Consider the following 25,239-nt stretch of genomic DNA (forward strand, 5'->3'; position numbering starts at 1 on the left):
GTCACACGCTCCACAGCACGTCGCGGACCGTCGCAGGCCAGGCCTCCGGGTCGGGACCATGATGGCGGAACAGGGCCAGCGCCACACGCTCCAGCCCGAAGCCGATGCAGGCCGAATGACAGAACTCGCCGTCCGCGAACTTCAGGCCCCAGGTCCGGCCAAAATGGTCCTGGTGATAGTTGAAGCTCAAGCAGGCGGTCGGCTTCTCGATACTGGTCACCGGAATCAGCAGCTCGAATTTCAGGCCCTGATCTCTCTGGTTGTTGGCCATCATCTTGCCGCCGCGGCCGAAGAACGGATCGTTGGCGAGATCGACCTCGCAGGGCAGATCGAGCGACTCGATCATCGCCTTGCCGCGTTTCAGCCAGCTTTCGCGGAACGAGTGCACCTGCTCGGCTGTGCCGATCTTGACGAACTCGCGCATGCGGAAGAGCTGCATGCGCGCCGGGTCTTTCGACGGCTCGTGGCGGAAGCAATAGGAGGAGAGCTCGAAAAGCAGGCCGTGCGCCGGCACCGGGCCGCGCGCAGCGATGGTGGGGTAGAGCGGATAGCACGCGGCCGGCGTCAGCGCGAGGTCCGTCGCCTTCTGCAGCTCCGTCCAGTCCCCGCCATCGGCCATCATGCCGAGCAGCTGCGCATGCTCCCGCTCGCCGCCCATGAAGGAATGCACACAGCCGGCAAGCTGCGGAAAGCTCTTCATGTAGCCGCTCTTCTCCAGCGTCGCGCGGCTCATGCCTGGCGGAAAGTGGATGCGGGTGGCCTTGTCGGGCGCGCCGAGCCGCGTGACGAGACGCTCGAACCGCTCGATCACTTCCTCGAATGCGCCCGAACGGCCATAGAGGCCGTCGATGCCGGATTCGAACAGGATGCCGTTCTCGAACAGGCTGTCGAGCAGCGACTTGGAGTCGAATGTCTTGGCGTCCATCTCAGCTCCCCAGGCCGGTGTCGAAGCGGCTCATCAGCATGAGCGTCGCGGTATTGGAAAGGATGCGGTCGTTCGAGATCATCACCGGTGCCGAGGTCACATCGCGCAAGTGCCGGCCGACGCTGAACGGCGTGCCGTTCTTGTAGCCAAGGATGCCGTTGACCAGCATGGCCAGACGCACCACGGCGCCGGCCTTCTCGCTGGCCGCAACCTTCAGCGCGTTGATCTCGGCGGCGAAGCCGATCGAAGACAACGCGTCATCGTCGCCCGCGGCCGCTTCGAAGCGGTGGATGGCGGCCGTCAGGTGCCCTTTCATCTCCTGCAAAAGCGCTGCCGCCTCGGCCAGCCTCAGCGCCCCGGGAGGCATGGCGTCGGGCTGCTTGCGTGCCGCCGCCTTGACGAAGGCCTGCGCCCGATTGAAGGCGTCGGCGGCGATGCCGAACCAGGTCGCCGCCCAGAAGATGTGTGAGCTGGCCAGCATCGACTGCGCCGCGATCTCGGAAAACGGCTTCGGGAATATCTGTCTCGCATCACCCGTGGCGACGAGATGAAAGCCGTCGGAGCAGGTGCCGCGCATGCCGAGCGTGTCCCACACCGACGTGCGTTCCAGGGTGCGGTCGCCATCGGCCGGTATCACCACCATCACTTGATCGGAGCTTGCCGCGTCGGGCGCGCGCCGCGCCGTGGCGAGGATGGCGTCGGCATAGTTGCCGTAGGAGATGACGGTGGCTTCCTTGGTCAGCGTGAAGCGACCGCCGGCGACCTCGACCGCGCAGATCGAATTGCGCAGATTGCCGCCGATGCCGGCCTCGGTCGTCGCCGAAGCCATCAGCAACTGCTCGTCGGCGATGCGCCGCATATAGGCGCGGTGCCAGTCGCTGGCGCCGCCATGCGTGACGAAGCTCGACGTCTTGATCTGGTGCATGGCATAGATCATCGCGCTCGAGCCGCAGGCCTGACCGAGCTGGACGATGAGGTCGGCGATCCGCATCGTGCCGAGCCCCTCGCCGCCATGCTCGACCGGGATCGCCACGCCGAGCAGGCGCTCGCGCTTCAGCGCCTCGATCGTCTCTGTCGGGAAACGGCCTTCCTTGTCGACGGCATCGGCATGGCTGGCGGCGATCTCGGCGACCCGCCGCATGCGTTCGGTTGCTGCTTCCGGCGCCTCCGCGACCGAAGCGGCCTCGATTTTTCTCAACACGTTCATGGCGCTACGCCGCCCTGCGCGTCAGCTGCGAAACGGCGTCCGCGATGTTGATGAGCGAAGAAAAGGTGCGCCGCGTCAGCATCGTCTCGGGGAATTCGATGTCGAACTCCTCTTCGAGAGCCAGCATCATCTGCACCGAGGCGAAAGAGGTCAGCCCCGCGTCGTAGAGATTGGCATCGTCGGCGAGCGCGCCGAAATTCAGCGGAATCATCGGATGCTGCTCGAGCAGCGAGCGAATCTGGTCGATCATGGAGGCCCCACCCCTTGCGTTTGCATATTGTGCGGGCGGCACTATCGCAGAAGCAGCGCAACCGTGGCGTTAACGCCATCGGCCAGTTTCAACCATGCCTAAGGATCGGTAACGGACCGCCGTATAATTTTCACGGCTTCGGAAACGGATTGACCTGCGACCGGCGTTCGGTCTCTCAGATCAAGTCACCCGGATGGTCGACAACAGGCCCTCACTTTGGCCTAATGAATACCCTACCGTATTTCGGGGTGCTGGACCGTTGAAACGGCAAGAACGGGTAAGAATATGAAATTCACGCCGAGGGCCCTCTTGCCGTTGACTTTGATCGGTGTCTCCCTTGCAGGCGCAGGCTGCTCGTCGACCGTCGCATCGATCGATCCGGGGAAATACGACAAGATGAGCTGCGCCGAGCTCAACAGCGCGCTCGGCGACACGGCCACCGACATCTCGCGGACGGCGATCAGCCGCGGCAAGGTCGCCAGCACCAGCGTACCGAGCTGGCTGCTCGGCGGCGAGCGCGTCAAGACAGTGGTGGCCAACCGCGACACGGCGAAGATCGAGCGGCTGCAGCACCAGCAGCAGGCGATTGTCGCCGCGAGGAAGCAAAGGTGCCCGTCCTCGCAATGAGCCAGCGGCCGCCGGCGGCGGTCTTATGCGCTGATCCGGAACCTGGTCGAATCGATTGCCGCGTTCATCAGCGTCTGCGTGTAGGCCTCGCGCGGATTGCCGAAGATCTCCTCGGTCGGGCCCTCCTCGACGATCTTTCCCTGCTTCATGACGATGATGTAGTCGGCCATGGCGCGCACGACCGCGAGGTCATGGCTGATGAAGAGGTAGGATAGCTGGTGGTCGGCCTGCAGCTTGCGCAGCAATTCGACGATCTGCTTCTGCACCGAGCGGTCGAGCGCCGAGGTCGGCTCGTCCAGCACCACCACTTTCGGCTTCAGGATCATGGCGCGGGCAATGGCGATGCGCTGGCGCTGGCCGCCGGAAAACTCATGCGGGTAGCGGTTGCGGGCGTTGGGATCGAGGCCGACCTCGCGCAGCGCCTCGACGGCGCGCTGGTCGCGCTGCCTGCCGGTCAGCGAGGGTTCGTGCACCAGAAGCCCCTCGGTGATGACCTGGCCAACCGTCATGCGCGGGGACAGCGAGCCGAACGGATCCTGGAAGACGAGCTGCAATTCGCGCCTGAGCGGCCGCATCGCCTGGCGGTCGGCCTCGGAGATGTCGCGGTCGCCGAAGCGGATCACGCCGTCGCTGGGCAACAATCTGAGCAGCGCGCGGCCGAGCGTCGATTTGCCTGAACCGGACTCGCCGACGATGCCGATGGTCTGATTGCGCTTCAGCCGGATCGAGATCTTGTCCACCGCGCGCAGCATCAGCGGCTCGCCGCCGAGGAAACCGCCGCCGATCTTGAAGACGACCTCGACGTTGCGGCCTTCGAGCAGCACCGGCGCATTGGCGGGCGGCGCCGCCTTGGTGCCGGTCGGCTCGGCCGCGAGCAGCATCTTGGTGTAGGCATGCTGCGGGTTGGCGAACAGCGTTTCCGCCTGGCCCTCCTCGACCACCTCGCCCTGGCGCATGACATAGACGCGGTCGGCGAAGCGGCGCACGATGCCGAGATCATGGGTGATGAAGACGATCGCCATGCCGAGCTTGCGCTGCAATTCGGCAAGCAGCGTCAGGATCTGCGCCTGGATGGTGACGTCGAGCGCCGTCGTCGGCTCGTCGGCGATCAGGATGTCGGGATCGTTGGCCAGCGCCATGGCGATCATGACGCGCTGGCGCTGGCCGCCCGACATTTCGTGCGGATAGGATTTCATCCGGCGCTCCGGATCGGGGATGTGCACCAGCTTGAGCAGCTTCAGCGCCTCCTCGCGCGCGGCCGGCGCGGAGAGCCCGCGATGCCGGCGGATCGGCTCGATGAGCTGATTGCCGATGGTGTAGAGCGGATCGAGCGAGGTCATCGGCTCCTGGAAGATCATGCTGATCTTGCGGCCGCGGACCTTGTTGAGCTCACCCTTGGTCATCTCCAGCAGATTGCGGCCGCGATAGTCGACCTGGCCGGTGGCCTCGCCATTGGAGGAGAGCAGGCTCATCGCCGCCATCATCGTCTGGCTCTTGCCGGAGCCGGATTCGCCGACGACGGCGACGGTCTCGCCGGCATTGACCTTGATGCTGATGCCCTTCACCGCCTCGACCGTGCCGTCGAGGGTCTGGAAGCGGACCCGCAGGTCCTTGACGCTGAGGATCGTTTCGGAAGCCATGTCAGCGATCCCCATCTCTATCGATCTTTCGGGTCGAGCGCGTCGCGCAGGCCGTCGCCGACGAAATTCAGCGCAAACAGCGTCGAGACGAGGAAGAAGGCCGGAAACAACAGCAGCCAGTTGGCATAGCCGATGTTCTTGGCGCCAACGGAAATCAGCACACCCCAGCTGGTCATCGGCTCCTGCACGCCAAGACCGAGGAAGGAGAGAAAGCTTTCCAGGATGATTACCTGCGGCACCAGCAGCGTCATGTAGATCACCACCGGCCCGAGCAGATTGGGGATCACGTGGCGCACCAGGATGCCGCGATGGCCGACGCCCATCGCTTCTGCCGCCTGGACATATTCCTGCCTGCGGATCGACAGCGCCTGGCCGCGCACGATGCGCGCCATGTCCAGCCACAGCACCGCGCCGACCGCCAGAAACATCAGCACGAAGTTGCGGCCGAAGAACACCACCAGCATAATGACGAAGAAGATGAACGGTAGCGAATAGAGCACGTCGACAATGCGCATCATAACCTCGTCGACCCTGCCGCCGGCAAAGCCGGCCGTCGCGCCGTAGATCACGCCGATGACGCCGGCGACGACGCCGGCAAGCAGGCCGATGGCCAGCGAAATGCGCCCGGCCATCAGCGTACGCGAAAGCAGGTCGCGCCCTGTGTTGTCGGTGCCGAAGATGAAATATTGCTGCTTGATGGCGGAACTCATCGTGACTTCGAGCCCGTCCGGCGACTTGCTCTCGATCCTGGTGTCGTCGAAGGCGTCGGAACGATCGAGATAACGGGTGTAGCGGTCGTCTATCGGCTTCTTGGACGTGACCGTCACGATCACCCGGCTGCCGTCCTGGTGCCACTCCTTAATGTCGACGCGCATGCGCTTGATGGCGTCGGTCAGCGCGGTCTGGATCATGTCGGGCTTGGGGTAGGCCGAGAGGCTCGGCGGTGTGCGCACGTAGTCGCCGTAGATGGTGGTGTATTCATGCGGCGCGACCATCGGGCCGAACACGCTGATGACGGCAATGAACGCCAGATAGTAAAGGCTGAACATGGCGGCGCGGTTGCGCTTCAGTCGCGCCCAGGCATTGCCCCAGAGCGAGCGGCCGACGATCGGCTCCGGAACGGCTACGGCAAGGTCAGTCATAGCGCACCCTCGGGTCGACGACCGCGTAGAGAAGATCGACGATCAGGTTGAAGACGATGGTGAAGACCGCGATCACCACCACGGTACCCATGACCAGCGTGTAGTCGCGGTTGAGCGCGGCATCGACGAAATAGCGGCCGACGCCCGGAATGGAGAAGATGGTTTCGACAATGATCGAGCCGGTGAGCAGCGCCGCAGCCGCCGGACCGGTAAAGGAGACGATCGGCAGGACGGCGCCGCGCAGCGCATGCTTGACCACCACCGACCAGTCCGAGAGACCGAGCGCGCGGGCCGTGCGGATATGGTGCGAGCGCAAGCTCTCGATCATCGAGCCGCGCATCAGGCGGGCGACGATGGCGATCTGCGGCAGGGCAAGCGTCAGCACCGGCCCGACCTTGTTGATCAAGGCGCCGTCACCCCAGCCGCCGATCGGCAACAGCTTCCAGGACAGCCCGAAGACGAGCTGGATCACCGGGGCGATGACGAAGGTCGGGATAGTGCTGCCGGCGGTGGCCAAGGCAATCACGGAATAGTCGGCTATTTTGTTCTGGTTGAGCGCCGCGATGGTGCCGAGGATGCTCCCCAGCAGCAGCGCCAGCACGAGCGCCGAAGTGCCGATCTGCACCGAGATCGGCAGGCCCTTGGCGAAGAGCTCCGTGACGGTGAAGTCAGGCAGATTGTAGCTCGGGCCGAAATTGCCGCGCAAAAGATTGCCGAGATAGTGGACATATTGCAGCCAGAGCGGATCGTCGAGGCCGAACTGGGCTTCGAGATTGGCCCTGATCTCGGGGCTCAAGCCCCGCTCCTGGTTGAACGGGCCGCCTGGCGCGACACGGATCAGGAAGAACGCCACCGTCACGATGACGAATAGCGTCGGGATGGCGGTCAACAGCCGCCGGAAGACATAACGCAGCATCGGCGCCCCGCTTCAGCCAGGGCGACAGCTCTCCAGACGAGACCGTGGCGCGCTGGCATCTCTGATCTTCGCACCGGGCAGCCTGAAAATCCAATCCGACTTTCGGCCCGGCACGACGACAGACCGCGGCCGCCGCTCCCAAAATAGAGCGGCGGCACGGCCAAGGTTGCTTATCAGTCCTTGGAGATGAAGCGGGACGGATGGATGTCCATCACATTGTCATCGAAGCCATGCAGCTTCGAGGAAACGATGTCGTGGTAGCTGTAGTAGAGCAGCGGGATCTGGCCGACATCGTCGACGAGGATGCGCTCGGCCTCGGCGAGGTCCTTCATGCGTTCCTCAGGCTTGCCGCCGGCGGCGGCCGCCTTGTCCATCGCGGCCTCGTAGGCCGGGCTGTTGTAGTTCGAGTAGTTGTTGCCGCTTGCCTTGCGCGAGATGCCGAGGAAGGTCTCCGGATCCTTATAGTCGGCGATCCAGGCGGCGCGGGCAACGTCGTAATTGCCCTTCTGCTCGAGGAAGCTGTAGTGGGTCTTGGTGTCGGTGTTGAGCAGCGTCACCTCGACGCCGAGCGGCTTCAGCTGTTCCTGGATGGCGACCGCCGTGTTCTTATGGTTCTCCGAGGTGTTGTAGCGGATCTCCATCTTCAACGGATGCTCGGGTGTATAGCCGAGCTTCTCCAGGATCTTCTTGGCCGCGTCCTCGCGGTCGATCTGCGGCATGTCGGCGTATTTGGCCAGTGCCGGCGTGTAGCCCTCGACGCCCGGAGGCACCATCGAATAGCCGGGCAGCATCGAGTTCTGCCAGACCTTCTCGGCGAGGAAGTCGCGATCGATCGCCATCGAGATGGCGTTACGCAGCTCGACATTGTCCCAAGGCGCCTTGTCGGTCTTGACCGCATAATAGTAGGTACCGAGATATGGCCCCACACGGACCTGGTCACCGAATTTGGTTTTGAGATCGGCGAGTTGTTCGGTCGGCAGGTCACCATAGCTGTCGAGTTCGCCGGCCTCGAAGCGCTTCATCGCAGACGAGCGATCCTCGGTCGGGATGTAGTTGACCACGTCGAGCTTGACGCTCGCGACGTCCCAGAACTTCGGATTCTTGACCAATTTCATATGGTCGTTGGGAACCCACTCCGTCAGCATATAGGCGCCGTTGGAGACCAGCTTGCCCGGCTTGATCCAGTCGGCGCCTAGCTTGTCCATGGAAGCCTTGTTGACCGGATAGGTCGCCTGATGGGTCAGCATTTCCAGGAAATAGGGCGTCGGACCCTTCAGCGTCACTTGCAGCGTGTTGGCGTCGACCGCCTTCACGCCCATATCCTCGGCTTTGCCCTTCTTGGTGTTGAAGTCCTCGGCGCCCTTCACCGGATAGAGCATGGAAGCGTATTCGGCAGCGGTGGCCGGATCTTCCAGTCGATGGAACGAGTAGACGAAGTCGTCCGCCGTCACCGGGCTGCCATCCGACCAGAGGCCGTCCTTGCGCAGCTTGAAGGTATAGACAGTGCCGTCGTCGGACACCGTCCAGCTTTCGGCAGCGCCCGGAATGAGGTTCGTCTTCTGGTCATGCATGACGAGACCCTGGAACAGGTCACGTATGATGTCGGCTTCGTAGACCGTCGACGTCTTGTGAGGATCGACCGTCTCCGCCTCGGCGGCGGCTCCGCGGTTGTACACGGTCTCGGCGAAGGCGGGCGTGTAGAAGGCCCCGGTCGCCAAGGCCATGGTGGTGGCGAACACGGTCGCCTTCAGCAGGTTTTTCAGCATGAAGTCTCTCCCTTTTGGCGCGGCCCCTCAACCACGCCTTGAGTGTTGCCGCCCTGGAACCGTCAACGGGTTCCTTTTGAGCGTGCCGCCGGTCCCTTCCGGCAGCTTGGTGGCGGGAGACTAGACAGAGCGAAATCTTATTTCAACTGCCCACTGCTTGACGTTGAGTGAGCAGGGCCTCGCTAAAACAGCGAAATCTAAAGCTTAAACCCGCCGTTCAACTTGGTGCATCTTTCGGTTGTTCCAGCCGTTTTCGGTTTTTGCAGGCAGGTTTTGGCATTCTCCGCAGCATGCTGAAGAACCGAAAATTCCTCGCTCCTTGGTCTTGTTTCCGGGCTGACGCCGCCGGCACGTCGGCGGTCGAATTCGCCATGCTGGCGCCGATCTTCATCCTGCTTTTGCTCGGAATGGTTGCATACGGAATCTATTTCGGCGCCAGTCATTCGGTCCAGCAGATCGCCGCCGACGCGGCACGGACGGCGATTGCCGGCCTCAACCAGACGGAGCGGCAGGCGCTGGTCACCGATTTCATCACCCACGACGTTGCAGGTTATCCCTTTGTCGACCCCAACAAGCTGACGGTCGACGCCAAGGACAGCGCCGTCGACGGCAGCCAGTTCGTCGTGTCCGTCAGCTATGATGCGCGCAACCTGCCGATCTGGAATCTGTTCCGGACGCTGCCGCTGCCGGGCACCACGATCCAGCGTCAGTCGACGATCCGGGTCGGAGGCATATGATGCGCAGCTCCAAGGGGGGACTGGAGCGGGTCATCGTTTCCTGGAAACGCAGAACCGCTCTAGCTCTTTTTTCTGACGCAGTTCCGGACGGAAAACCGTTTCACACTTTTCCTGGAATTGCTCTGGTGGACGCAGCGCGACGGCTGATCGCCGACAGGCGTGGCAATTTCGCGGTCATGACCGCGCTCTGCACGCCGGTGGCGCTGGCGCTGACCGCTTTCGCCGTCGACGAGGGCTCGCTCTACAACGAACGCCGCGCCGCGCAGTCGATCGTCGACCTCGCCGCCATCACCGCCGCCGCCAACATCAACAATGCCCAGCAGGCGGTGCTGACGACGCTGAAGGACAACGGAATCACGTCCGTCGCCGTGCAGCAACAGGGAACCAACATCGCGCCGACCGGCAGCAAGGCGGTCGTGCAGGTCGTGCCCGGGCGCTATTCGGGGGTCAGTTCCATAGCGGCCGGCAGCCGATTCGAGGCAGGCAAGCTACCCTACAACGCCGTCCAGGTGTCGCTGAAGAAGCTGGGCACGCTCTATTTCGCCGCCTCGATGATGGCGCCGCCGGTGATCGGCACGACAGCCACAGCCAGCGCCCAGCCCGAAGCGGCATTCTCGGTCGGGTCGCGGCTGGCCAGCGTCAATGGCGGCATCCTCAACGCATTGCTCGGCGGGCTTCTCGGCGGCAACATCTCGCTCAGCGTGATGGACTACAATTCGCTGATCTCGGCTGATGTCGACGTGCTCTCCTTCACCGATGCGCTGGCGACGCAGCTGCACCTGACCGGCGTGACCTATTCGGACGTCCTCGCCTCGAAGGCAACGGTCGGCCAGATCGCCACCGCGATGGCCAACGTGCCCGGACTCGACCGGACGGCCAAGCTCGCGTTGCAGACCATGGCCTCGAGCGCCACCAATACAGTCAAGATCCCACTCAGCCAGTTCATCGATCTCGGCTCGGTGGGGAACCTCGGCCTCGGGCAGAAGCCCGCCGGACTTTCGGTCGACGCCAGCGCGATGAGCATGGTGACCGCGGCCGCGGCACTAGCAAACGGCACCAACCAGGTTGCCGTCAATCTCGGGGCGACCGTACCCGGGCTGACGTCGACGACTCTCCAGGTCGCCATCGGCGAGCCCATGCGGTCCTCGCCCTGGCTGGCGGTCGGCGAACTGGGAACCGTGTTGCGCACCGCGCAGACCCGCATCAAGCTCAACGCCAGCGTCACGGTCGGCACACCGAACCTTGGCGGCGGCATCAAGCTGCTCGCCGTAAACCTGCCTCTCAATGTCGAGGTCGCCTATGCCGAAGCCAAGCTGACCGACATAAGCTGCCCGACCGGCCTCTCCAGCATCAAGGTTTCCATCGCCGCGCAACCCGGGGTCGTCTCGGCGCATCTCGCCGACAACAACGCCAGCGGCTTTGCCGACTTCACCAACCCGCAATCCTTCAGCGACGCCGACATCGCCGATGTGAAGGCCAAGCTGCCCCTGGTCAATCTCAACCTGCTGCAGATCAAGGGATCGTCGGCCTTCTCGATGACCAACATGACGCCGACGACCCTGACCTTCAACGCCACCGATATCGCCAGCAAGACGATCAAGACGGTGTCGACCAAGAACCTGACGCAGTCGCTCACCACCTCGCTGGTCAACAATCTGTCGCTGTCGGCCAACGCGCCCGGCCTCGGTGTCGACGTGACCGCCCTGCTCGGCACGGTGAAGCCGGCGGTGACGACGCTGCTCAACGGCGTGACCGCACCGGTCGACGACCTCGTCTACAACGTGCTCGCGGCGCTTGGCGTGCATGTCGGCGAGGCCGATGTGCGCGTCACGGGCGCGATCTGCGGACGCTCGGTGCTCGTCCAATAGGCTGGCTGTCAGCCAATTCTGCCGACGAAGCAACCTATGGGCGGCAGCGCCAGCGCTACCTCTTCGAGAACGCCGCCAAGAACGCCGGCGACGTCAACGGCAAGCGCCGTTATCTCGACATCCCTGATCTCTGCCGGCAGCGTCCAGTTCGCCGGCTCGCCGGCGAAGTTGAAGACGCATAACAATGTCTCGTCTTCGTGCTGGCGTATGAAGGCCAGCACATCGCCCTCCGCGTCGAGAAAACGGATCGAGCCGCCGATCAGAGCCGGACGGCGCTTGCGCAAGGCAATGATCGAGCGATAGGCAGCAAGTACGGAACCGCCCTCGCCGCTCTGCACATCGACCGCGCGACCGCGATGCGCCTGCGGCACCGGCAGCCAGGGCTTGCCTGTCGAGAAGCCGCCATTTTCGGCGCCGGCTTCCCAGACCATCGGCGTGCGGCAGCCGTCCCTGCCCTTCACGCCCGGCCAGAAGCGGATGCCCAGCGGATCGCGCAGATCCTCATACGCAAGCTCGGCCTCCTCCAGACCAAGCTCCTCGCCCTGGTAGAGGCAGATCGAGCCGCGCAGGCAACAGAGCAGCGCGATCGAGAATTTCGCCACTATGTCCGGATTGTCGTCGGGCCGCGTCCAGCGGCTGACATGGCGCACCACGTCGTGATTGGAGAAAGCCCAGCAAACCCAGCCGTCGGCAACCGCATTCTCGAAGGCCTCGACACAGCCGCGCACATGGGCAGCCGAGAATTGCGGGCCGAGCAGGTCGAAGGTGTAGCACATCTGCAATTTGTCGCCGCCGGACGTGTAGGCGGCGAGCGTCTGCAACGAACGGTCCTCGTCGCCCACCTCGCCGACCGCGGCGCGGTCGGGATATTCGTCGAGCAGCGCGCGGAAACGCTTCAGGAAGTCGAGGTTCTCGGGGCGCGTCTTGTCGAAGAGATGCTCCTGAAAGGCATAGGTGGTGGTCGCGCCATTGGTGCCGGCGACGCTTGAGGCCAAGGGCGGGTTGTCGCGCAGCCAGCGGTCATGGACATAGTAGTTGACCGTGTCCAGCCGGAAGCCGTCGACGCCGCGCTCAAGCCAGAAGCGCACCGTGTCGAGCAGCGCGTCCTCAACATCCGGAGTGTGGAAATTGAGGTCCGGCTGCGCAGCCAGGAAATTGTGCATGTAGTACTGCCGGCGGGTGGCGTCCCACTCCCAGGCGGGACCGCCGAACAGCGATTGCCAGTTGTTGGGCGCGCTGCCGTCGGGCTTGGCGTCGGCCCAGACATACCAGTCGGCCTTGGCATTGTCGCGGCTGGCGCGGCTCTCGACGAACCATTCATGCCTGTCCGAAGAATGCGAAATCACCTGGTCGATGATGAGTTTCAGGCCGAGCCGGTGCGCCTCGGCGACCAGCGCGTCGAAATCCTCCAACGTGCCGAAGATCGGGTCGACGTCGCGATAGTCCGAAACGTCGTAGCCCATGTCGGCCATGGGCGACTTGAAGATGGGCGAGAGCCAGACCGCATCGACGCCGAGCGAAGCGACATGGGCGAGCCGCGCGGTGATGCCCTTGAGATCGCCGCTGCCGTCGCCGGTCGAGTCCTGGAAGGAGCGCGGATAGATCTGATAGATCACGCAACCGCGCCACCATTCGGCCCCTTGCTGGGCGCTGCCATCGGCCATTACGAACCCTTTCCGGCGCGGGCCTTCGAAGCCCTGCGCGAATGATCGTTTGATTTAGCATCGGATTGTCCGAAAACCGGCTCCCACTTTTCGGTCCGATGCTCGGTCATGAAATTCACGCTGCGGCCAGGAACCGGCCGCGCCAGGTCGACTGCCTGCGTCTCGATCGCCGGATGCCAGTGAAAGCCTTCCCGCGCGGGCAAGGTGAAGACGCATTGGCGGCGGTCGCCATTGACCATGACGGCAAGGCGGCCGCTCCCGCTATCGCCAAGCATCATGACGAGGCGATGTCGCGCGGGATCGTTCCACTCCGCCTCGCCGAGCGGCGCGCCCGTCTCCGTCAGCCACTCCACGTCCGGAATGGCTGAAGCATCGGACGGCTTCCCAGTCAGGAAATGCGTGTCCGACAGCGCCGGAAAGGCACGGCGCATCGCGGAGAGAGCCGAAGCGTATCGTTCTAGCGCCTCGTCGCGGCGAGCCCAGTCGAGCCAGGTGATGGCGTTGTCCTGCGCATAGGCGTTGTTGTTGCCCTGCTGCGTTCTGCCGAACTCGTCGCCGGCGGTCAGCATGATGGTGCCGCGCGAGGCAAAGAGCGTGGCAAGCAACGCCCACCGGTCGCCGAAGCGGGCGTCGGTGATCGCCGCATCATCTGTCTCGCCTTCTGCGCCATTGTTCCAGGAGATATTGTCGTTATGGCCGTCGCGATTCTGCTCGCCATTGGCCGCGTTGTGCTTCTTCTCATAGGCGACGAGATCAGCCAGCGTCATGCCGTCATGCGCAGCGATGAAATTGACGCTGCGGCTCACCGGCTCCCCTGTCCTGCCGAACACGTCGGAGGAACCGGCAAGCCGGGTCGCCAAAGCACCAATCACACCGGCGTCGCCGCGCCAGAAGCGCCTAACGTCGTCGCGGTAGCGGTCGTTCCATTCGAGATACGGCAGCCGGAAATTGCCGAGCTGGTAGCCGTTCGGACCGATGTCCCAGGGCTCGGCGATCAACACGCGGTTGGCCAGCACGGGATCGCCGGCGATGGCCTGGAGCAACGGCGCATCGGGATCGAACGTGCCGCCGACGCGGCCGAGCACCGGTGCCAGGTCGAAGCGGAAGCCGTCGACGCCGGCGAAACGGACGAAATGGCGCAGCGTGTCGAGCACCATCTCGCGCACGACCGGATGGTCGCAGGCGACCGTGTTGCCGGTGCCGGTGTCGTTGGCCAGCCGGCCGTCCGGCAGATGCCGGTAATAGGCTTGAGCATCGAGGCCGCGCAGCGACAAAGTCGGGCCGAGCCGGTCGCTCTCGCCGGTGTGGTTGAAGACGAGGTCGAGGATGGTGCCGACGCCGGCGTTGCGCAGAGCCGCGACGGTGTCGCGCAGTTCCTGTAGGCCGCCGGGCGCCAGGCGCGGATCGAGCGCCATGAAGGTGACCGGGTTGTAGCCCCAGGCGTTGTGGAGCCCGAGCGGCGGCAGATGCCGCTCGTCGATCGAGGCGGTGATCGGCATCAGTTCGACAGCGGAGACGCCGAGCTTTTGCAGATGCTCGATCACAGCCGGATGGGCGAGCGCAGCGATGGTGCCGCGCTGCGCCTCCGGGACGTCGGGATGCAGCCTGGTGAAGGAGCGGACATTGAGCTCGTAGATCAGGCCGCCGGGCCGGAACAGCGGCGGCTGGGGTGAAAGCGGATGCGGCAAAGCGCGCGCCACTGTTTTCGGCATCAGCGAGGCCGTATCGGCACCCTCGTTGCGTTTAGCAGCGAGTCGCCAGTGGTATTGATATGGGCGATCTATCTCGACGGCATAGGGGTCAGTGAGAAGCTTGTTCGGGTCAAACCACAGACCACGTTCCGGTGCATAGTCGCCGTCGGCGCGAAAACCGTAGCGCGTGCCCTCAGCGAGGTCGGAGACAAGGAGCGCATGCACGCCCCCGCCTTCCGGTTTCAGCTCCAGCCGGTCGGTTTCGCGGGCGCCGGCATCGTCGAAGATCGATACCCACAGGCGCCTCGCCGACGACGACCACACGGCGAAGCGGATGCCTTCGGAGGTGACGGTTGCGCCGAGCTGGGTCATGGGCGCGCCTTCCCTTCTCCCCTTGTGGGAGAAGGTGGATCGGCGCGCAGCGCCGAGACGGATGAGGGGTGTTGGAGGGAATGAGGCAGTACCGATTTGAACGCAGGTTTGCGCCAAGCTGGAGCACCCCTCATCCGACCGAGCTTCGCTCGGCCCCCTTCTCCCACAAGGGGAGAAGGGGGAGCCTCAGTTACCGCCCTCAAGTAATCACGCTCGGCTTGTTGCGGCCGGTGTGGCTCTTGATGCCGGCGATGTCGTCGGCGGCGGCGATGAGGTCGGCGAGCGCCTGCTGCGTGTCGAGGTCATGCCTCGCCTTGTCCGGCTCGTAGCGCTCGATATAGACGCGCAGCGTGGCGCCGGACGTGCCGGTGCCGGAGAGGCGGAAGACGACGCGCGAGCCGCCCTCGAACAGGATCCGGATACCCTGGTTCTTGCTCACCGAGCCGTCGACCGGATCGTGATAGGCGAAGTCGTCGGCGCTGGCGATCTTCATACCGCGCACGCTGGTGCCGGGCAGTGCGCCGAGCTTGACGCGCAACTCATCGACCAGCTTGTTCGCCCTATCGGTCTCGACCTCCTCGTAGTCGTGGCGCGAATAGTAGTTGCGGCCGTAGGTTTCCCAGTGCCTGGTGACGATGTCCTTGCAGCTCTCGCCGCGCACGGCGAGGATGTTGAGCCAAAGAAGCACGGCCCACAGCCCGTCCTTCTCGCGCACGTGGTTGGAGCCGGTGCCGGCGCTTTCCTCGCCGCAGATCGTCGCCATCCCGGCGTCGAGCAGATTGCCGAAGAACTTCCAGCCGGTCGGCGTCTCGTAGATGCCGATGCCGAGCTTTTCCGCGACGCGGTCGGCAGCACCACTGGTCGGCATCGAGCGGGCGATGCCTTTCAGGCCTTCCTTGTAGCCGGGCGCCAGATGCGCGTTGGCGGCAAGCATCGCCACCGAATCCGACGGGGTGACGAAGATACCCTTGCCGATGATCAGGTTGCGGTCGCCGTCGCCGTCGGAAGCAGCGCCGAAATCCGGCGCGTCCGGACCCATCATCTCGTCGTAGAGATGTTTTGCGTGCACCAGGTTGGGGTCAGGATGATGGCCGCCGAAATCCGGCAGCGGCTTGAAGTTGCGGCAGGTGCCGTTGGGGGCGCCGAGGCGGCGCTCGAGGATTTCCTTGGCGTAAGGGCCGGTCACCGCGTGCATGGCGTCGAAACGCATGCGGAAGCCGTATTTGAAATTGGCGCGGATGGCGTCGAAGTCGAACAGGCTTTCCATCAGCTCGGCATAGTCCTTGACCGGGTCGAAGACCTCGACCGTCATCCCGCCGGCTTCGACGGTGCCGATCGTGTCGATGTCGACATTGCCGATGTCGGCGATCTTGAAGCTCGAGATCGTCTTGGTCTTTTCGAAGATCGCGTCGGTGATCTTCTCCGGCGCCGGGCCGCCATTGCCGGCGTTGTACTTGATGCCGAAATCCTCATGCGGGCCGCCCGGATTGTGGCTGGCCGACAGGATGATGCCGCCGAAAGTCTTGTATTTGCGGATGATGTTGGAGGCGGCGGGCGTGGACAGAATGCCGCCCTGCCCGACCATCACCTTGCCAAAGCCGTTGGCGGCGGCCATGGCGATGGCTTTCTGGATGACCTCGCGGTTGTAGAAGCGGCCGTCGCCGCCGATGACCAGCGTCTTGCCCTCGAAACCTTCCAGCGCGTCGAAGATCGACTGGATGAAGTTCTCGGCATAGTGCTCCTGCTGGAAGACCGGCACCTTCTTGCGCAAGCCGGAGGTGCCGGGCTTCTGGTCGGTATAGGGTTTGGTGGGGACGGTCTTCATGCTTCAGGCAACCCTTTTCGAAAGCAGCAGGCGATAGAGTTCGACGTATCTTTCGGCGCTCTTGTCCCAGGAGACATCGGCCTTCATGCCCTGGCGCTGGATCGATGCCCAGCTCTTGGGATTGGCATGCGCCTCGACCAGGCGGCGGATCGCATGCAACAGCGCGCCGCCATTGTTCGGCGCGAACTGGAAACCGGTGGCGACCCCTGCCGAAAGCGCCGCCTCATTGGCATCGATGATGGTGTCGGCAAGACCGCCGGTGCGGGCGACGATGGGCACGCAGCCATAGCGCAGGCCATAAAGCTGGGTCAGCCCGCAGGGCTCGAAGCGCGACGGGATGACGATGGCGTCGCAGCCGCCCTGCATGACGTGCGAGAGGCCTTCATCATAGCCGATGACGACGCCGACACGGCCGCGGTGCCGGGCGGCGGCGGCGAGCAGCGAGCCTTCGAGGCCGGCATCGCCTGAGCCCAGGATCGCCAGCCGGGCCCCGCGCTGAACGATGCCGTCGACGACCGCGGCCAGAATATCCATGCCCTTCTGCCAGGTCAGCCGGCTGACCACGCAGACGATCGGGCTGTCGTCATTTTCGAGATTGAAGCGGTCCTCCACGGCCTTGCGGTTCCTGGCGCGCGCCGCAAGCGTCTCGTCCGAATAATTGGCGACCAGATGACTGTCGGTCGCCGGGTTCCAGATATCGACATCGATGCCGTTGACGATGCCGTAGAGATCGGTGGCGCGCATGTTGATCAGGCCGTCGAGGCCCATGCCGAATTCCGGCGAGCGGATCTCCTGCGCATAGGTCGGGCTCACCGTGGTGATCGCCCAGGCCGCCTGCAGGCCGGCCTTGAGGAAGCCGACGCCGCCATAATATTCGACGCCGTCGAGCTGCATCGCCACGCCCGGCAGGCCGAGCTCGCCGAAGATGCCGGCGCCGAACTGGCCCTGGAAAGCCAGGTTATGCACGGTGATAAGCGACGGCACGCCGACCGCCTTGCCGTAGCGCATATAGGCGAGCGTCATCGCCGACTGCCAATCATGGGCGTGCACGATGTCGGGCTGGTAGCCGGAGATGGCGCCGCCGGCGATGTCGCCGCCGACCTGGCTCAGCGCCGCGAAACGCCGCCAGTTGTCAGGCCAGTCGGAGCCGGAGGCGGTGCCATATGGCCCACCCTGACGATCGAACAGATGCGGCGCGTCGAGCACGAAGAGGTCGAGCTCGCCGATCTTGACGGCATGGACCGAAGCCTTGCCGCCCTGCAGCAGCGGGTATTGGTAGACGGCCTTCTTTTTCTTGAAAGCCTCCATCACCACCGGATAGCCGGGAACCAGCGTGCGCATCGCCACGCCCTTGCCGGCGAGCGCGATCGGCAGCGCGCCGGCCACGTCGGCAAGCCCGCCGGTCTTGATCAGCGGGAAGATTTCGGGCGTGACCGACAGAACCTGCATGCGCTCCACATTCCGATCTCAAAGTGGCAGGTCAAAGTGACAATCTGTTGATCAGGTCGACAGCTTGCCGATCAACCCTGGCGGGTTGACGGCTTGATCAACCTTATCAGGTTGACAGCTTGTTGATCATGTCCTGGGTGATCAGGCAGATGCCCTTTTCCGAGACGCGGAAGCGCTTGGCGTCGAGCACCGGATCCTCGCCCACCACCAGCCCCTCCGGGATCTGCACGCCATGGTCGATGACGACGCGCTTGAGCCGCGCTTTGCGGCCGACATTGACGTCGGGCAGCATCACCACCTCCTCGAGCTTCGAATAGGAATTGATGCGCGCGCCGGTGAAGATCAGGCTGCGGCGCAGCGATGCGCCGGAGACGATGCAGTCGCCGGATACCAGCGAGGAGATCGCCTCGCCGCGGCGGCCCTCCTCGTCATGCACGAACTTGGCCGGCGGCTTCAGTTCGGCATAGGTCCAGATCGGCCAGTCGCGGTCGTAGAGGTCGAGCTCGGGCGTGATGTCGGTCAAATCGATATTGGCTTCCCAATAGGCGTCCACCGTCCCGACGTCGCGCCAGTACGGTTCGGCCTCGTGCGAGGAGCGCACGCAGGACTTGGCGAAACGGTGTGCGATCGCCTTACCATGCTCAACGATGTAGGGGATGATGTCCTTGCCGAAGTCGCGGCTGGAACCGGGCTCGGCCGCGTCGCGGCGCAGCTGCTCCATGAGGAACTTCGTCTTGAAGACATAGATGCCCATCGAGGCGAGCGCAAACTCCGGCTTGTCGGGGATGCCGGGCGGATCGGCGGGCTTTTCGACGAAGGCGATGATGTTGTCCTTGCCATCGACATGCATGACGCCGAAGCCGGTCGCCTCCATGCGCGGCACTTCGAGGCAGCCGACGGTCACGTCGGCATTGGCGTCGACGTGCTGGCGCAGCATCAGCTCGTAGTCCATCTTGTAGATGTGGTCGCCAGCGAGGATGACCATGTATTCGGGACCGTAGGCCTCGATGATGTCGATGTTCTGGTAGACGGCGTCCGCGGTACCCTCGTACCACTGCGTTTCGGAAACGCGCTGCGAGGCGGGCAGGATGTCGAAGCTCTCGTTTCGCTCCGGCCGCAGGAAGTTCCAGCCGCGCTGCAGGTGGCGGATCAGCGAATGCGCCTTGTACTGGGTGGCGACGCCGAGACGTCGGATGCCGGAGTTCAACGCATTGGAGAGCGCGAAATCGATGATGCGGGTCTTGCCGCCGAAATAGACCGCTGGCTTGGCGCGCCGGTCTGTCAGCTCCTTGAGGCGGCTGCCGCGGCCGCCGGCAAGCACATAGGCCATGGCATCACGTGCCAGCGGCTGGGTTCTCTTGATCTCTGCCATTGTTACCCTCCCAAGTAATCTGCCCGGAACTTTGCTTCAGCAAGATGAGATATCATCTGCTTCAGTCCGCGACGAATTCCAGCATGATCGTCGACAGCGGCGGCAACAGCATCGTCGCCGACGTGCTGCCCCCTTCCCCGCTCGCCACGACCATGCCGCCATTGCCCATGCCGGAGCCGCCATATTCGACGGCGTCAGTGTTGATGATCTCGCGCCATTCTCCCGCCTTCGGCAGCGGCACGCGATAGTTCTCGCGCGGCACCGGCGTGAAATTGGAAATGACGGCGATCGGGTTGCCGTCGGGCGCGCTGCGCAGCCAGGCAAAGACCGAGTTGTCGCGATCGTCGACGATCAGCCACGAGAAGCCGTCCGGCTCGCAGTCGCGCGCATGCAGCGCCGGGCGCGAGCGGTAGAGGTAGTTCAAGTCCCGCACCGTCTGCCAGACGCCGCGATGCGGAGCGAAGTCCAAGAGATTCCAGTCGAGCGCGCGTTCCTCGCTCCACTCGCGGCGCTGCGCGAATTCCTGGCCCATGAACAGGAGCTTCTTGCCGGGATAGCCCCACATGAAGGCGTAATAGGCACGCAGCGTGGCGAACTTCTGCCAGTCGTCGCCGGCCATCTTGTGGAGCAGCGTGCCCTTGCCGTGCACCACCTCGTCATGGGAGAGCGGCAGCACGAAATTCTCGGAGAAGGCGTAGACCAGCCCGAAGGTGATGTCGTTGTGGTGGTGCTTGCGGTAGATCGGCTCCTTGGAGAAATACTCCAGCGTGTCGTGCATGAAGCCCATGTTCCACTTGAAGCCGAAGCCGAGCCCGCCCTCGTGCACCGGACGCGACACCTTCGGCCATGAGGTCGATTCCTCGGCGATCGTCATCACGCCGGGATGGTGGCCGTAAAGCTCCTTGTTCATCTTCTGCAGGAAGCTGACGGCCTGCAGGTTCTCGCGCCCGCCCTTCTCGTTGGGGATCCACTCGCCCGCCTTGCGCGAATAGTCGAGGTAGAGCATCGAGGCGACCGCGTCGACGCGCAGGCCGTCGACATGATATTTTTCGGCCCAGAACAGCGCGTTGTTGACGAGGAAGGACACCACCTCGCGGCGGCCGAAATTGTAGATCGCGGTGTTCCAGTCGGGATGGAAGCCCTGGCGCGGATCGGCATGCTCGTAGAGCGCGGTGCCGTCGAATTGCACCAGCCCATGCTCGTCGACCGGGAAATGCGCCGGCACCCAGTCGAGGATGACGCCGACGCCGGCGCGATGCGCGCCGTCGACGAAGCGGGCGAAGCCGTCGGGATCGCCGAAGCGGGCTGTCGGCGCATAGAGCCCGGTCGTCTGGTAGCCCCAGGACGGGTCGTAAGGATGCTCGGAGATCGGCAGGAACTCGATATGGGTGAAGCCGGTGTCGACCGCGTAAGGGATAAGCCGCGCGCCAAGCTCGTCCCAGGTGAGGAACGTGCCGTCGTCGCGGCGCTGCCACGAGCCGGCATGGACCTCGTAGATGGAGATCGCCTCGCGTCTGGGGTCGGCTTTCTGCCAGAAGCTGCGGTGCGCCTCGTCGCCCCATTGATGCGCCAGCGGCGGCGCCGTCACCGAAGCGGTCGCCGGACGCAGCTCGGATTCGAAGGCGAAGGGATCGGCCTTGAGCGGCAACCTGACGCCGTCGGGGCCGATGATCTCGAACTTGTAGGGCTGGCCGGCGCCGAGATCCGGAATGAACAGTTCCCAGATACCGGTGTCCTTGCGGTCGCGCATGGTGTGCCGGCGGCCGTCCCAGTCGTTGAAGGCGCCGACCACCGAGACGCGCTTCGCGTTCGGCGACCACACGGCGAAATGGACCCCAGTGGCGCCCTCATGCTCGATGATGTGGGCGCCGAGCTTGTCGAAGAGCCTCAGATGCGAGCCCTCGGCCATGTAGTAATCGTCCATCGGCCCCAGCACCGGGCCGAAGGAGTAAGGGTCGGTCAGCCACCAGTCGCCGCCGGCATTTCTCGCGTGATAGCGCAGCGGCTGGTGCTTGCGGATCGAGAGCTTGCCCTCGAAGAAGCCGGCATCGTCGCTGCGGTCGAGTTCCCCCACCTCCTTGCCGGTCAGCGCGTAGGCGGTGACGAATTCGGCATTGGGCACGAAGCAGCGGGCGACGAAGCCTTTGCCGGCCTCATGGACGCCCAGAACCGCAAAGGGATTGCCATGCGTTCCGGCGACGATCGCCGCGACATCGCCGGCTGGCGCCAGTCCGTCCGGCCCGCTTGTCGCAGCGGTCGCGCGCGGCTTCCTCATCAGGCGGTCGCCCTCCCTGGGCACCAGTCACTTTCTTGGTGCATGTCGTGATCCCAAAACCGCTTCGCACTTTTGGGCGACCTGCACTGGACCACATTGTTCGTGGTCTCATGCAATCATATCAGACGGGCACGTTCCAGATTTCTTTCGCGTATTGGCGGATCGTGCGATCGGACGAGAACCAGCCGACCCGGGCGACGTTGCGGATGGCACGCGCGTACCAGTCGGGACTGTTGCGCCACACGTTGTCGACCTCGCGCTGGCAGGCGGCGTAGGAGTCGAAATCGGCGGCCACCATGAACCAGTCGCTCTGGTAGAGACCGTTCATCAGGTCCCGGTAGCGGTTGGGATCGTCGGGCGAGAAGACGCCGGACGAGATCGCCGACACAGCCTGCGACAATTCGGGCGATGATTCGATCACGCCGCGCGGGTTGTAGCCGTTGTTGCGGCGTTCGGCGACCTCGGCGGTGGTCAGGCCGAAGATGAAGATGTTGTCGTCGCCGACGCGCTCCTTGATCTCGACATTGGCGCCGTCGAGCGTGCCGATGGTCAAGGCGCCATTGAGGGCGAACTTCATGTTGCCGGTGCCGGAAGCCTCCATGCCGGCGGTCGAGATCTGCTCGGAGAGATCGGCGGCGGGCATCAGCACTTCGGCCAGGCTGACATTGTAGTTCGGCACGAACACGACCTTCAGCAGGCCGCGCACCGACGGATCGCCGTTGATGACCCTGGCGACGTCATTGGCCAGCTTGATGATGAGCTTGGCGTTGTGGTAGCTGGGCGCCGCCTTGCCGCCGAAGAATTTCACCCGCGGCATCCAGTCCCGCTCCGGATGCGAGCGGATCTGGTCGTAGAGCGCGATCGCCTCGAGGATGTTGAGCAGCTGGCGCTTGTACTCGTGGATGCGCTTGACCTGGATGTCGAACAGCGCCGAAGGATCGAGCCTGATGCCGAGCCGGTCGGCGACGAGGTTGGCAAGCCTCGCCTTGTTCTGGCGCTTCACCGCGGCGAACTTCTCGCGGAAGGCGGCATCGTCGGCGAGCGGATCGAGATCCTTGATCGCCTCGATGTCGTCCATGAAGCGGCCACCGATCGCCTCGCGGGCGAGCGCGGTCAGGCCCGGATTGCACTGGATCAGCCAGCGCCTGGGCGTGATGCCGTTGGTCTTGTTGTTGATGCGGTCAGGATAGAGCTTGTGAAGGTCGGCGAACACCGTCTCCTTCATCAGCTCGGTGTGCAGCGCCGAGACGCCGTTGATCGAGTGCGAGCCGACGAAGGCGAGATTGCCCATGCGCACGCGCCGGTCGCCGTTTTCCTGGATCAGCGAGATGCGGGCGATCTGCTCGCCGGAAAATTTTCCGGTGGCGCGTGCCTCGAGCAGGACCTGCGCGTTGATGGCGTAGACGATCTGCATGTGACGCGGCAGCAGGCGCTCGAACAGCGGCACCGGCCAGCTTTCCAGCGCCTCGGGCAGCAGCGTGTGGTTGGTGTAGCCGAAGGTGCGCTTGGTAACGTCCCAGGCAAGATCGAAATCCATGCCGTGGACGTCCATCAGAAGCCGCATCAGCTCGGCCACGGCGACAGCGGGATGGGTGTCGTTGAGGTGGATCGCGGCCTTGTCGGGCAGCGACTTCAGGTCGCCATATTGGCTGAGATGCCGCTGGACGATGTCCTGCAGGGACGCGGTCGAGAAGAAATATTCCTGCCGCAGTCTGAGCTCCTGGCCGGCCATATGGGAATCGGCGGGGTAGAGCACGCGCGACAGCGCGTCGGCCTTGTTGCTCTCGGCGAGCGCGCCGATGTGGTCGCCGGCGTTGAACTTGTCGAGCAGGATCGGGTCGATCGGCATGCCGGACCACAGCCGCAGCGTGTTGACGCGCTTGGCGCGCCAGCCGGCCACCGGCGTGTCATAGGCGACCGCCAGCACATGCTCGGTCGGCTTCCAGACATGGCGCTCGAGCCGCCCGTCCTTGGAGGTGATCGATTCCACCGAGCCGCCGAAGCCGACCTCGAAGGAACGCTCGCGCCGCTCGAACTCCCACGGGTTGCCGTGGTCGAGCCAGGTTTCCGGCAGCTCGACCTGCCAGCCGTCATGGATCTCCTGGCGGAACATGCCGTTGGCGTAGCGGATGCCGTAGCCATGCGCGGGAATGTCGACCGTCGCCATGCTTTCCATGAAACAGGCGGCGAGCCGCCCGAGGCCGCCATTGCCGAGGGCTGCGTCAGGCTCGAGGCCGGCGATCAGGTCGAGGTCGACGCCGAGCGAGGCGAGCGCCTCGCGCATGTTCTCCATCAGATCGAGATTGGAGAAGGCGTCGCGCATCAGGCGCCCGATCAGGAATTCGAGCGAGAGATAATAGACGCGTTTTTCCTTCTGGTCGTAGGCTTCCTTGGTCGCCTGGATCCAGTGATCGACGACCCGGTCGCGCACCACCTTGATCGAGGCGGTCAGCCAGTCATAGGGCGTGGCGACGGTGGTGTCCTTGCCGAGTCGGTATTTGAGCGACATCAAGACTTCTTCGGCGAGCGTCTTGGGGTCGGGATGGTCGAGAATTGGGGCTTCGATCGTCATGGCGGGTGTCATATCGCCTCTCGTTCGGTTGGCCTGATCATACCGGCTTTCACCGTTCCTCCCAGCCCTTCCTACCGCATTGCAGCATACGTTCAATCGATTTAGGCGGGAATGTCATCCGGTTTCCCTGCGGCAATTTACCGTGATGGACGGAAATCAGGCCGCCAGCGCATCCTCCGGAGGCTTCTTGGCGCCGGTCATCAGCGCAACGGCATCCGACATCGAGATCTGCTTCGGATCGACGACGCAGAGGCGCCGCCCAAGCCGGTGGATGTGGATTCGATCAGCCACCTCGAACACGTGCGGCATGTTGTGCGAGATGAGCACGATCGGCAGGCCGCGCTTCTTGACATCGAGGATCAACTCGAGCACGCGGCGGCTTTCCTTGACGCCGAGCGCCGCAGTAGGCTCGTCCATGATCACCACCTTGGAGCCGAAGGCGGCGGCGCGCGCCACCGCGACGCCCTGGCGCTGGCCGCCCGAGAGCGTTTCCACCGCCTGGCTGATGTTCTGGATGGTCATCAGGCCGAGTTCGGTGAGCTTGTCGCGGGCGCGCTTTTCCATCGCCGGCCGGTCGAGCATACGGAACCAGCTGCCGAGCGGTCCGGGCTTTCGGATCTCGCGACCGAGGAACATGTTGTCGGCGATCGACAGCGCCGGCGACAATGCGAGGTTCTGATAGACGGTCTCGATGCCGGCTTCGCGGGCCTCGATGGGCGATTTGAAGTGGACGTGCTTGCCGTCCAGCTCGATCACTCCCTCGTCGGGATGCACGGCGCCGGAGATCGCCTTGATCAGCGTCGACTTGCCGGCGCCGTTGTCGCCGATCACCGCCAGGATTTCGCCCGGATAGAGATCGAAGTCGCAGTTGTTGAGCGCGGTGACGCGGCCATAGCGCTTGGTGAGGCCGCGCGCGGTGAGAACAGGCTCTTGGGTCATGG

18 protein-coding genes are annotated in these 25,239 nt (G+C 64.2%); 3 read left to right on the top strand and 15 right to left on the bottom strand.

Going from position 1 to position 25,239, the window contains the following annotated elements; genetic code table 11:
• Position 1 precedes the first annotated feature (1 nt).
• The 3 genes from EJ067_RS06165 to EJ067_RS06175 form a co-directional block, all read right to left on the bottom strand.
• Positions 2-925, bottom strand: coding sequence for an amino acid--[acyl-carrier-protein] ligase (locus EJ067_RS06165; RefSeq protein ID WP_126085152.1), 924 nt, complete (start codon positions 923-925; stop codon positions 2-4).
• Position 926: 1 nt separating this feature from the next.
• Positions 927-2,066, bottom strand: a complete 1,140-nt coding sequence (locus tag EJ067_RS06170; protein WP_126089511.1) for an acyl-CoA dehydrogenase family protein — start codon at positions 2,064-2,066, stop codon at positions 927-929.
• Positions 2,067-2,136: 70 nt separating this feature from the next.
• Complete coding sequence (locus EJ067_RS06175; protein WP_126085153.1) at positions 2,137-2,382, bottom strand: acyl carrier protein; 246 nt, start codon at positions 2,380-2,382, stop codon at positions 2,137-2,139.
• 285 nt (positions 2,383-2,667) lie between these two features.
• On the opposite strand from EJ067_RS06175, the gene EJ067_RS06180 reads away from it, so the two are divergent.
• Entirely contained in the window at positions 2,668-3,009 is a 342-nt protein-coding gene (locus EJ067_RS06180) for a hypothetical protein (protein WP_126085154.1), read from the top strand.
• A gap of 23 nt (positions 3,010-3,032) precedes the next feature.
• Here the strand turns inward: EJ067_RS06180 and EJ067_RS06185 are convergent, their stop codons facing one another.
• The 4 genes from EJ067_RS06185 to EJ067_RS06200 all read right to left on the bottom strand — a co-directional run bounded on the left by EJ067_RS06185 (position 3,033) and on the right by EJ067_RS06200 (position 8,473).
• Positions 3,033-4,649, bottom strand: coding sequence for an ABC transporter ATP-binding protein (locus tag EJ067_RS06185; RefSeq protein WP_126085155.1), 1,617 nt, complete (start codon positions 4,647-4,649; stop codon positions 3,033-3,035).
• 17 nt (positions 4,650-4,666) lie between these two features.
• Positions 4,667-5,791, bottom strand: a complete 1,125-nt coding sequence (locus tag EJ067_RS06190; RefSeq protein WP_126085156.1) for an ABC transporter permease subunit — start codon at positions 5,789-5,791, stop codon at positions 4,667-4,669.
• Positions 5,784-6,707 carry an ABC transporter permease subunit gene (locus tag EJ067_RS06195; protein ID WP_126085157.1) on the bottom strand — a complete coding sequence of 308 codons (924 nt, stop codon included), beginning with the start codon at positions 6,705-6,707 and terminating at the stop codon, positions 5,784-5,786. Before EJ067_RS06195 ends, EJ067_RS06190 begins: the two co-directional genes overlap by 8 nt.
• 173 nt (positions 6,708-6,880) lie before the next feature.
• A complete protein-coding gene (locus EJ067_RS06200) occupies positions 6,881-8,473 on the bottom strand; it encodes a peptide ABC transporter substrate-binding protein (protein WP_126085158.1) in 1,593 nt (530 codons plus the stop codon).
• A gap of 290 nt (positions 8,474-8,763) precedes the next feature.
• Here EJ067_RS06200 and EJ067_RS06205 point away from each other — a divergent pair, with 290 nt between their 5' ends.
• Together EJ067_RS06205 and EJ067_RS06210 are read left to right on the top strand one after the other, a co-directional pair.
• Entirely contained in the window at positions 8,764-9,210 is a 447-nt protein-coding gene (locus EJ067_RS06205; RefSeq protein ID WP_126085159.1) for a TadE/TadG family type IV pilus assembly protein, read from the top strand.
• A 176-nt stretch (positions 9,211-9,386) separates the two neighbouring features.
• Entirely contained in the window at positions 9,387-11,078 is a 1,692-nt protein-coding gene (locus EJ067_RS06210; protein ID WP_245468287.1) for a pilus assembly protein TadG-related protein, read from the top strand.
• 8 nt (positions 11,079-11,086) lie between these two features.
• On the opposite strand, the gene EJ067_RS06215 is transcribed toward EJ067_RS06210, so the two are convergent.
• The 8 genes from EJ067_RS06215 to EJ067_RS06250 all read right to left on the bottom strand — a co-directional run bounded on the left by EJ067_RS06215 (position 11,087) and on the right by EJ067_RS06250 (position 25,237).
• Positions 11,087-12,742, bottom strand: a complete 1,656-nt coding sequence (locus tag EJ067_RS06215; protein WP_126085161.1) for an alpha-glucosidase family protein — start codon at positions 12,740-12,742, stop codon at positions 11,087-11,089.
• Positions 12,742-14,805 (bottom strand): glycogen debranching protein GlgX, encoded by a 2,064-nt coding sequence (glgX, locus tag EJ067_RS06220; RefSeq protein ID WP_126085162.1) that lies wholly within the window; start codon positions 14,803-14,805, stop codon positions 12,742-12,744. Before glgX ends, EJ067_RS06215 begins: the two co-directional genes overlap by 1 nt.
• Before the next feature lie 199 nt (positions 14,806-15,004).
• Entirely contained in the window at positions 15,005-16,630 is a 1,626-nt protein-coding gene (locus EJ067_RS06225; RefSeq protein ID WP_126085163.1) for an alpha-D-glucose phosphate-specific phosphoglucomutase, read from the bottom strand.
• Between the two features lie 3 nt (positions 16,631-16,633).
• Positions 16,634-18,079: a glycogen synthase GlgA gene (gene glgA, locus EJ067_RS06230; RefSeq protein ID WP_126085164.1), complete on the bottom strand. Its 1,446-nt coding sequence runs from the start codon at positions 18,077-18,079 to the stop codon at positions 16,634-16,636.
• 106 nt (positions 18,080-18,185) lie between these two features.
• On the bottom strand, positions 18,186-19,451 hold the full coding sequence (gene glgC, locus EJ067_RS06235; protein WP_126085165.1) for a glucose-1-phosphate adenylyltransferase: 1,266 nt from the start codon (positions 19,449-19,451) through the stop codon (positions 18,186-18,188).
• A gap of 61 nt (positions 19,452-19,512) precedes the next feature.
• A complete protein-coding gene (gene glgB / locus EJ067_RS06240; RefSeq protein ID WP_126085166.1) occupies positions 19,513-21,726 on the bottom strand; it encodes a 1,4-alpha-glucan branching protein GlgB in 2,214 nt (737 codons plus the stop codon).
• 121 nt (positions 21,727-21,847) lie between these two features.
• Complete coding sequence (locus EJ067_RS06245) at positions 21,848-24,310, bottom strand: glycogen/starch/alpha-glucan phosphorylase (RefSeq protein ID WP_126085167.1); 2,463 nt, start codon at positions 24,308-24,310, stop codon at positions 21,848-21,850.
• 144 nt (positions 24,311-24,454) lie between these two features.
• A complete protein-coding gene (locus EJ067_RS06250; RefSeq protein ID WP_126085168.1) occupies positions 24,455-25,237 on the bottom strand; it encodes an ATP-binding cassette domain-containing protein in 783 nt (260 codons plus the stop codon).
• Between the last annotated feature and the right edge of the window lie 2 nt (positions 25,238-25,239).

It is taken from the genome of Mesorhizobium sp. M1D.F.Ca.ET.043.01.1.1, assembly GCF_003952385.1.
Classification (GTDB): domain Bacteria; phylum Pseudomonadota; class Alphaproteobacteria; order Rhizobiales; family Rhizobiaceae; genus Mesorhizobium.

What these genes read in the sequence shown, in the direction of transcription:
- EJ067_RS06165 (WP_126085152.1), bottom strand. Translation starts at nt 925, where the DNA reads ATGGACGCCAAGACATTCGACTCCAAGTCGCTGCTCGACAGCCTGTTC.
- EJ067_RS06170 (WP_126089511.1), bottom strand. Translation starts at nt 2,066, where the DNA reads ATGCGGCGGGTCGCCGAGATCGCCGCCAGCCATGCCGATGCCGTCGAC.
- EJ067_RS06175 (WP_126085153.1), bottom strand. Translation starts at nt 2,382, where the DNA reads ATGATCGACCAGATTCGCTCGCTGCTCGAGCAGCATCCGATGATTCCG.
- EJ067_RS06180 (WP_126085154.1), top strand. Translation starts at nt 2,668, where the DNA reads ATGAAATTCACGCCGAGGGCCCTCTTGCCGTTGACTTTGATCGGTGTC.
- EJ067_RS06185 (WP_126085155.1), bottom strand. Translation starts at nt 4,649, where the DNA reads ATGGCTTCCGAAACGATCCTCAGCGTCAAGGACCTGCGGGTCCGCTTC.
- EJ067_RS06190 (WP_126085156.1), bottom strand. Translation starts at nt 5,791, where the DNA reads ATGACTGACCTTGCCGTAGCCGTTCCGGAGCCGATCGTCGGCCGCTCG.
- EJ067_RS06195 (WP_126085157.1), bottom strand. Translation starts at nt 6,707, where the DNA reads ATGCTGCGTTATGTCTTCCGGCGGCTGTTGACCGCCATCCCGACGCTA.
- EJ067_RS06200 (WP_126085158.1), bottom strand. Translation starts at nt 8,473, where the DNA reads ATGCTGAAAAACCTGCTGAAGGCGACCGTGTTCGCCACCACCATGGCC.
- EJ067_RS06205 (WP_126085159.1), top strand. Translation starts at nt 8,764, where the DNA reads ATGCTGAAGAACCGAAAATTCCTCGCTCCTTGGTCTTGTTTCCGGGCT.
- EJ067_RS06210 (WP_245468287.1), top strand. Translation starts at nt 9,387, where the DNA reads ATGACCGCGCTCTGCACGCCGGTGGCGCTGGCGCTGACCGCTTTCGCC.
- EJ067_RS06215 (WP_126085161.1), bottom strand. Translation starts at nt 12,742, where the DNA reads ATGGCCGATGGCAGCGCCCAGCAAGGGGCCGAATGGTGGCGCGGTTGC.
- glgX (WP_126085162.1), bottom strand. Translation starts at nt 14,805, where the DNA reads ATGACCCAGCTCGGCGCAACCGTCACCTCCGAAGGCATCCGCTTCGCC.
- EJ067_RS06225 (WP_126085163.1), bottom strand. Translation starts at nt 16,630, where the DNA reads ATGAAGACCGTCCCCACCAAACCCTATACCGACCAGAAGCCCGGCACC.
- glgA (WP_126085164.1), bottom strand. Translation starts at nt 18,079, where the DNA reads ATGCAGGTTCTGTCGGTCACGCCCGAAATCTTCCCGCTGATCAAGACC.
- glgC (WP_126085165.1), bottom strand. Translation starts at nt 19,451, where the DNA reads ATGGCAGAGATCAAGAGAACCCAGCCGCTGGCACGTGATGCCATGGCC.
- glgB (WP_126085166.1), bottom strand. Translation starts at nt 21,726, where the DNA reads ATGAGGAAGCCGCGCGCGACCGCTGCGACAAGCGGGCCGGACGGACTG.
- EJ067_RS06245 (WP_126085167.1), bottom strand. Translation starts at nt 24,310, where the DNA reads ATGACACCCGCCATGACGATCGAAGCCCCAATTCTCGACCATCCCGAC.
- EJ067_RS06250 (WP_126085168.1), bottom strand. Translation starts at nt 25,237, where the DNA reads ATGACCCAAGAGCCTGTTCTCACCGCGCGCGGCCTCACCAAGCGCTAT.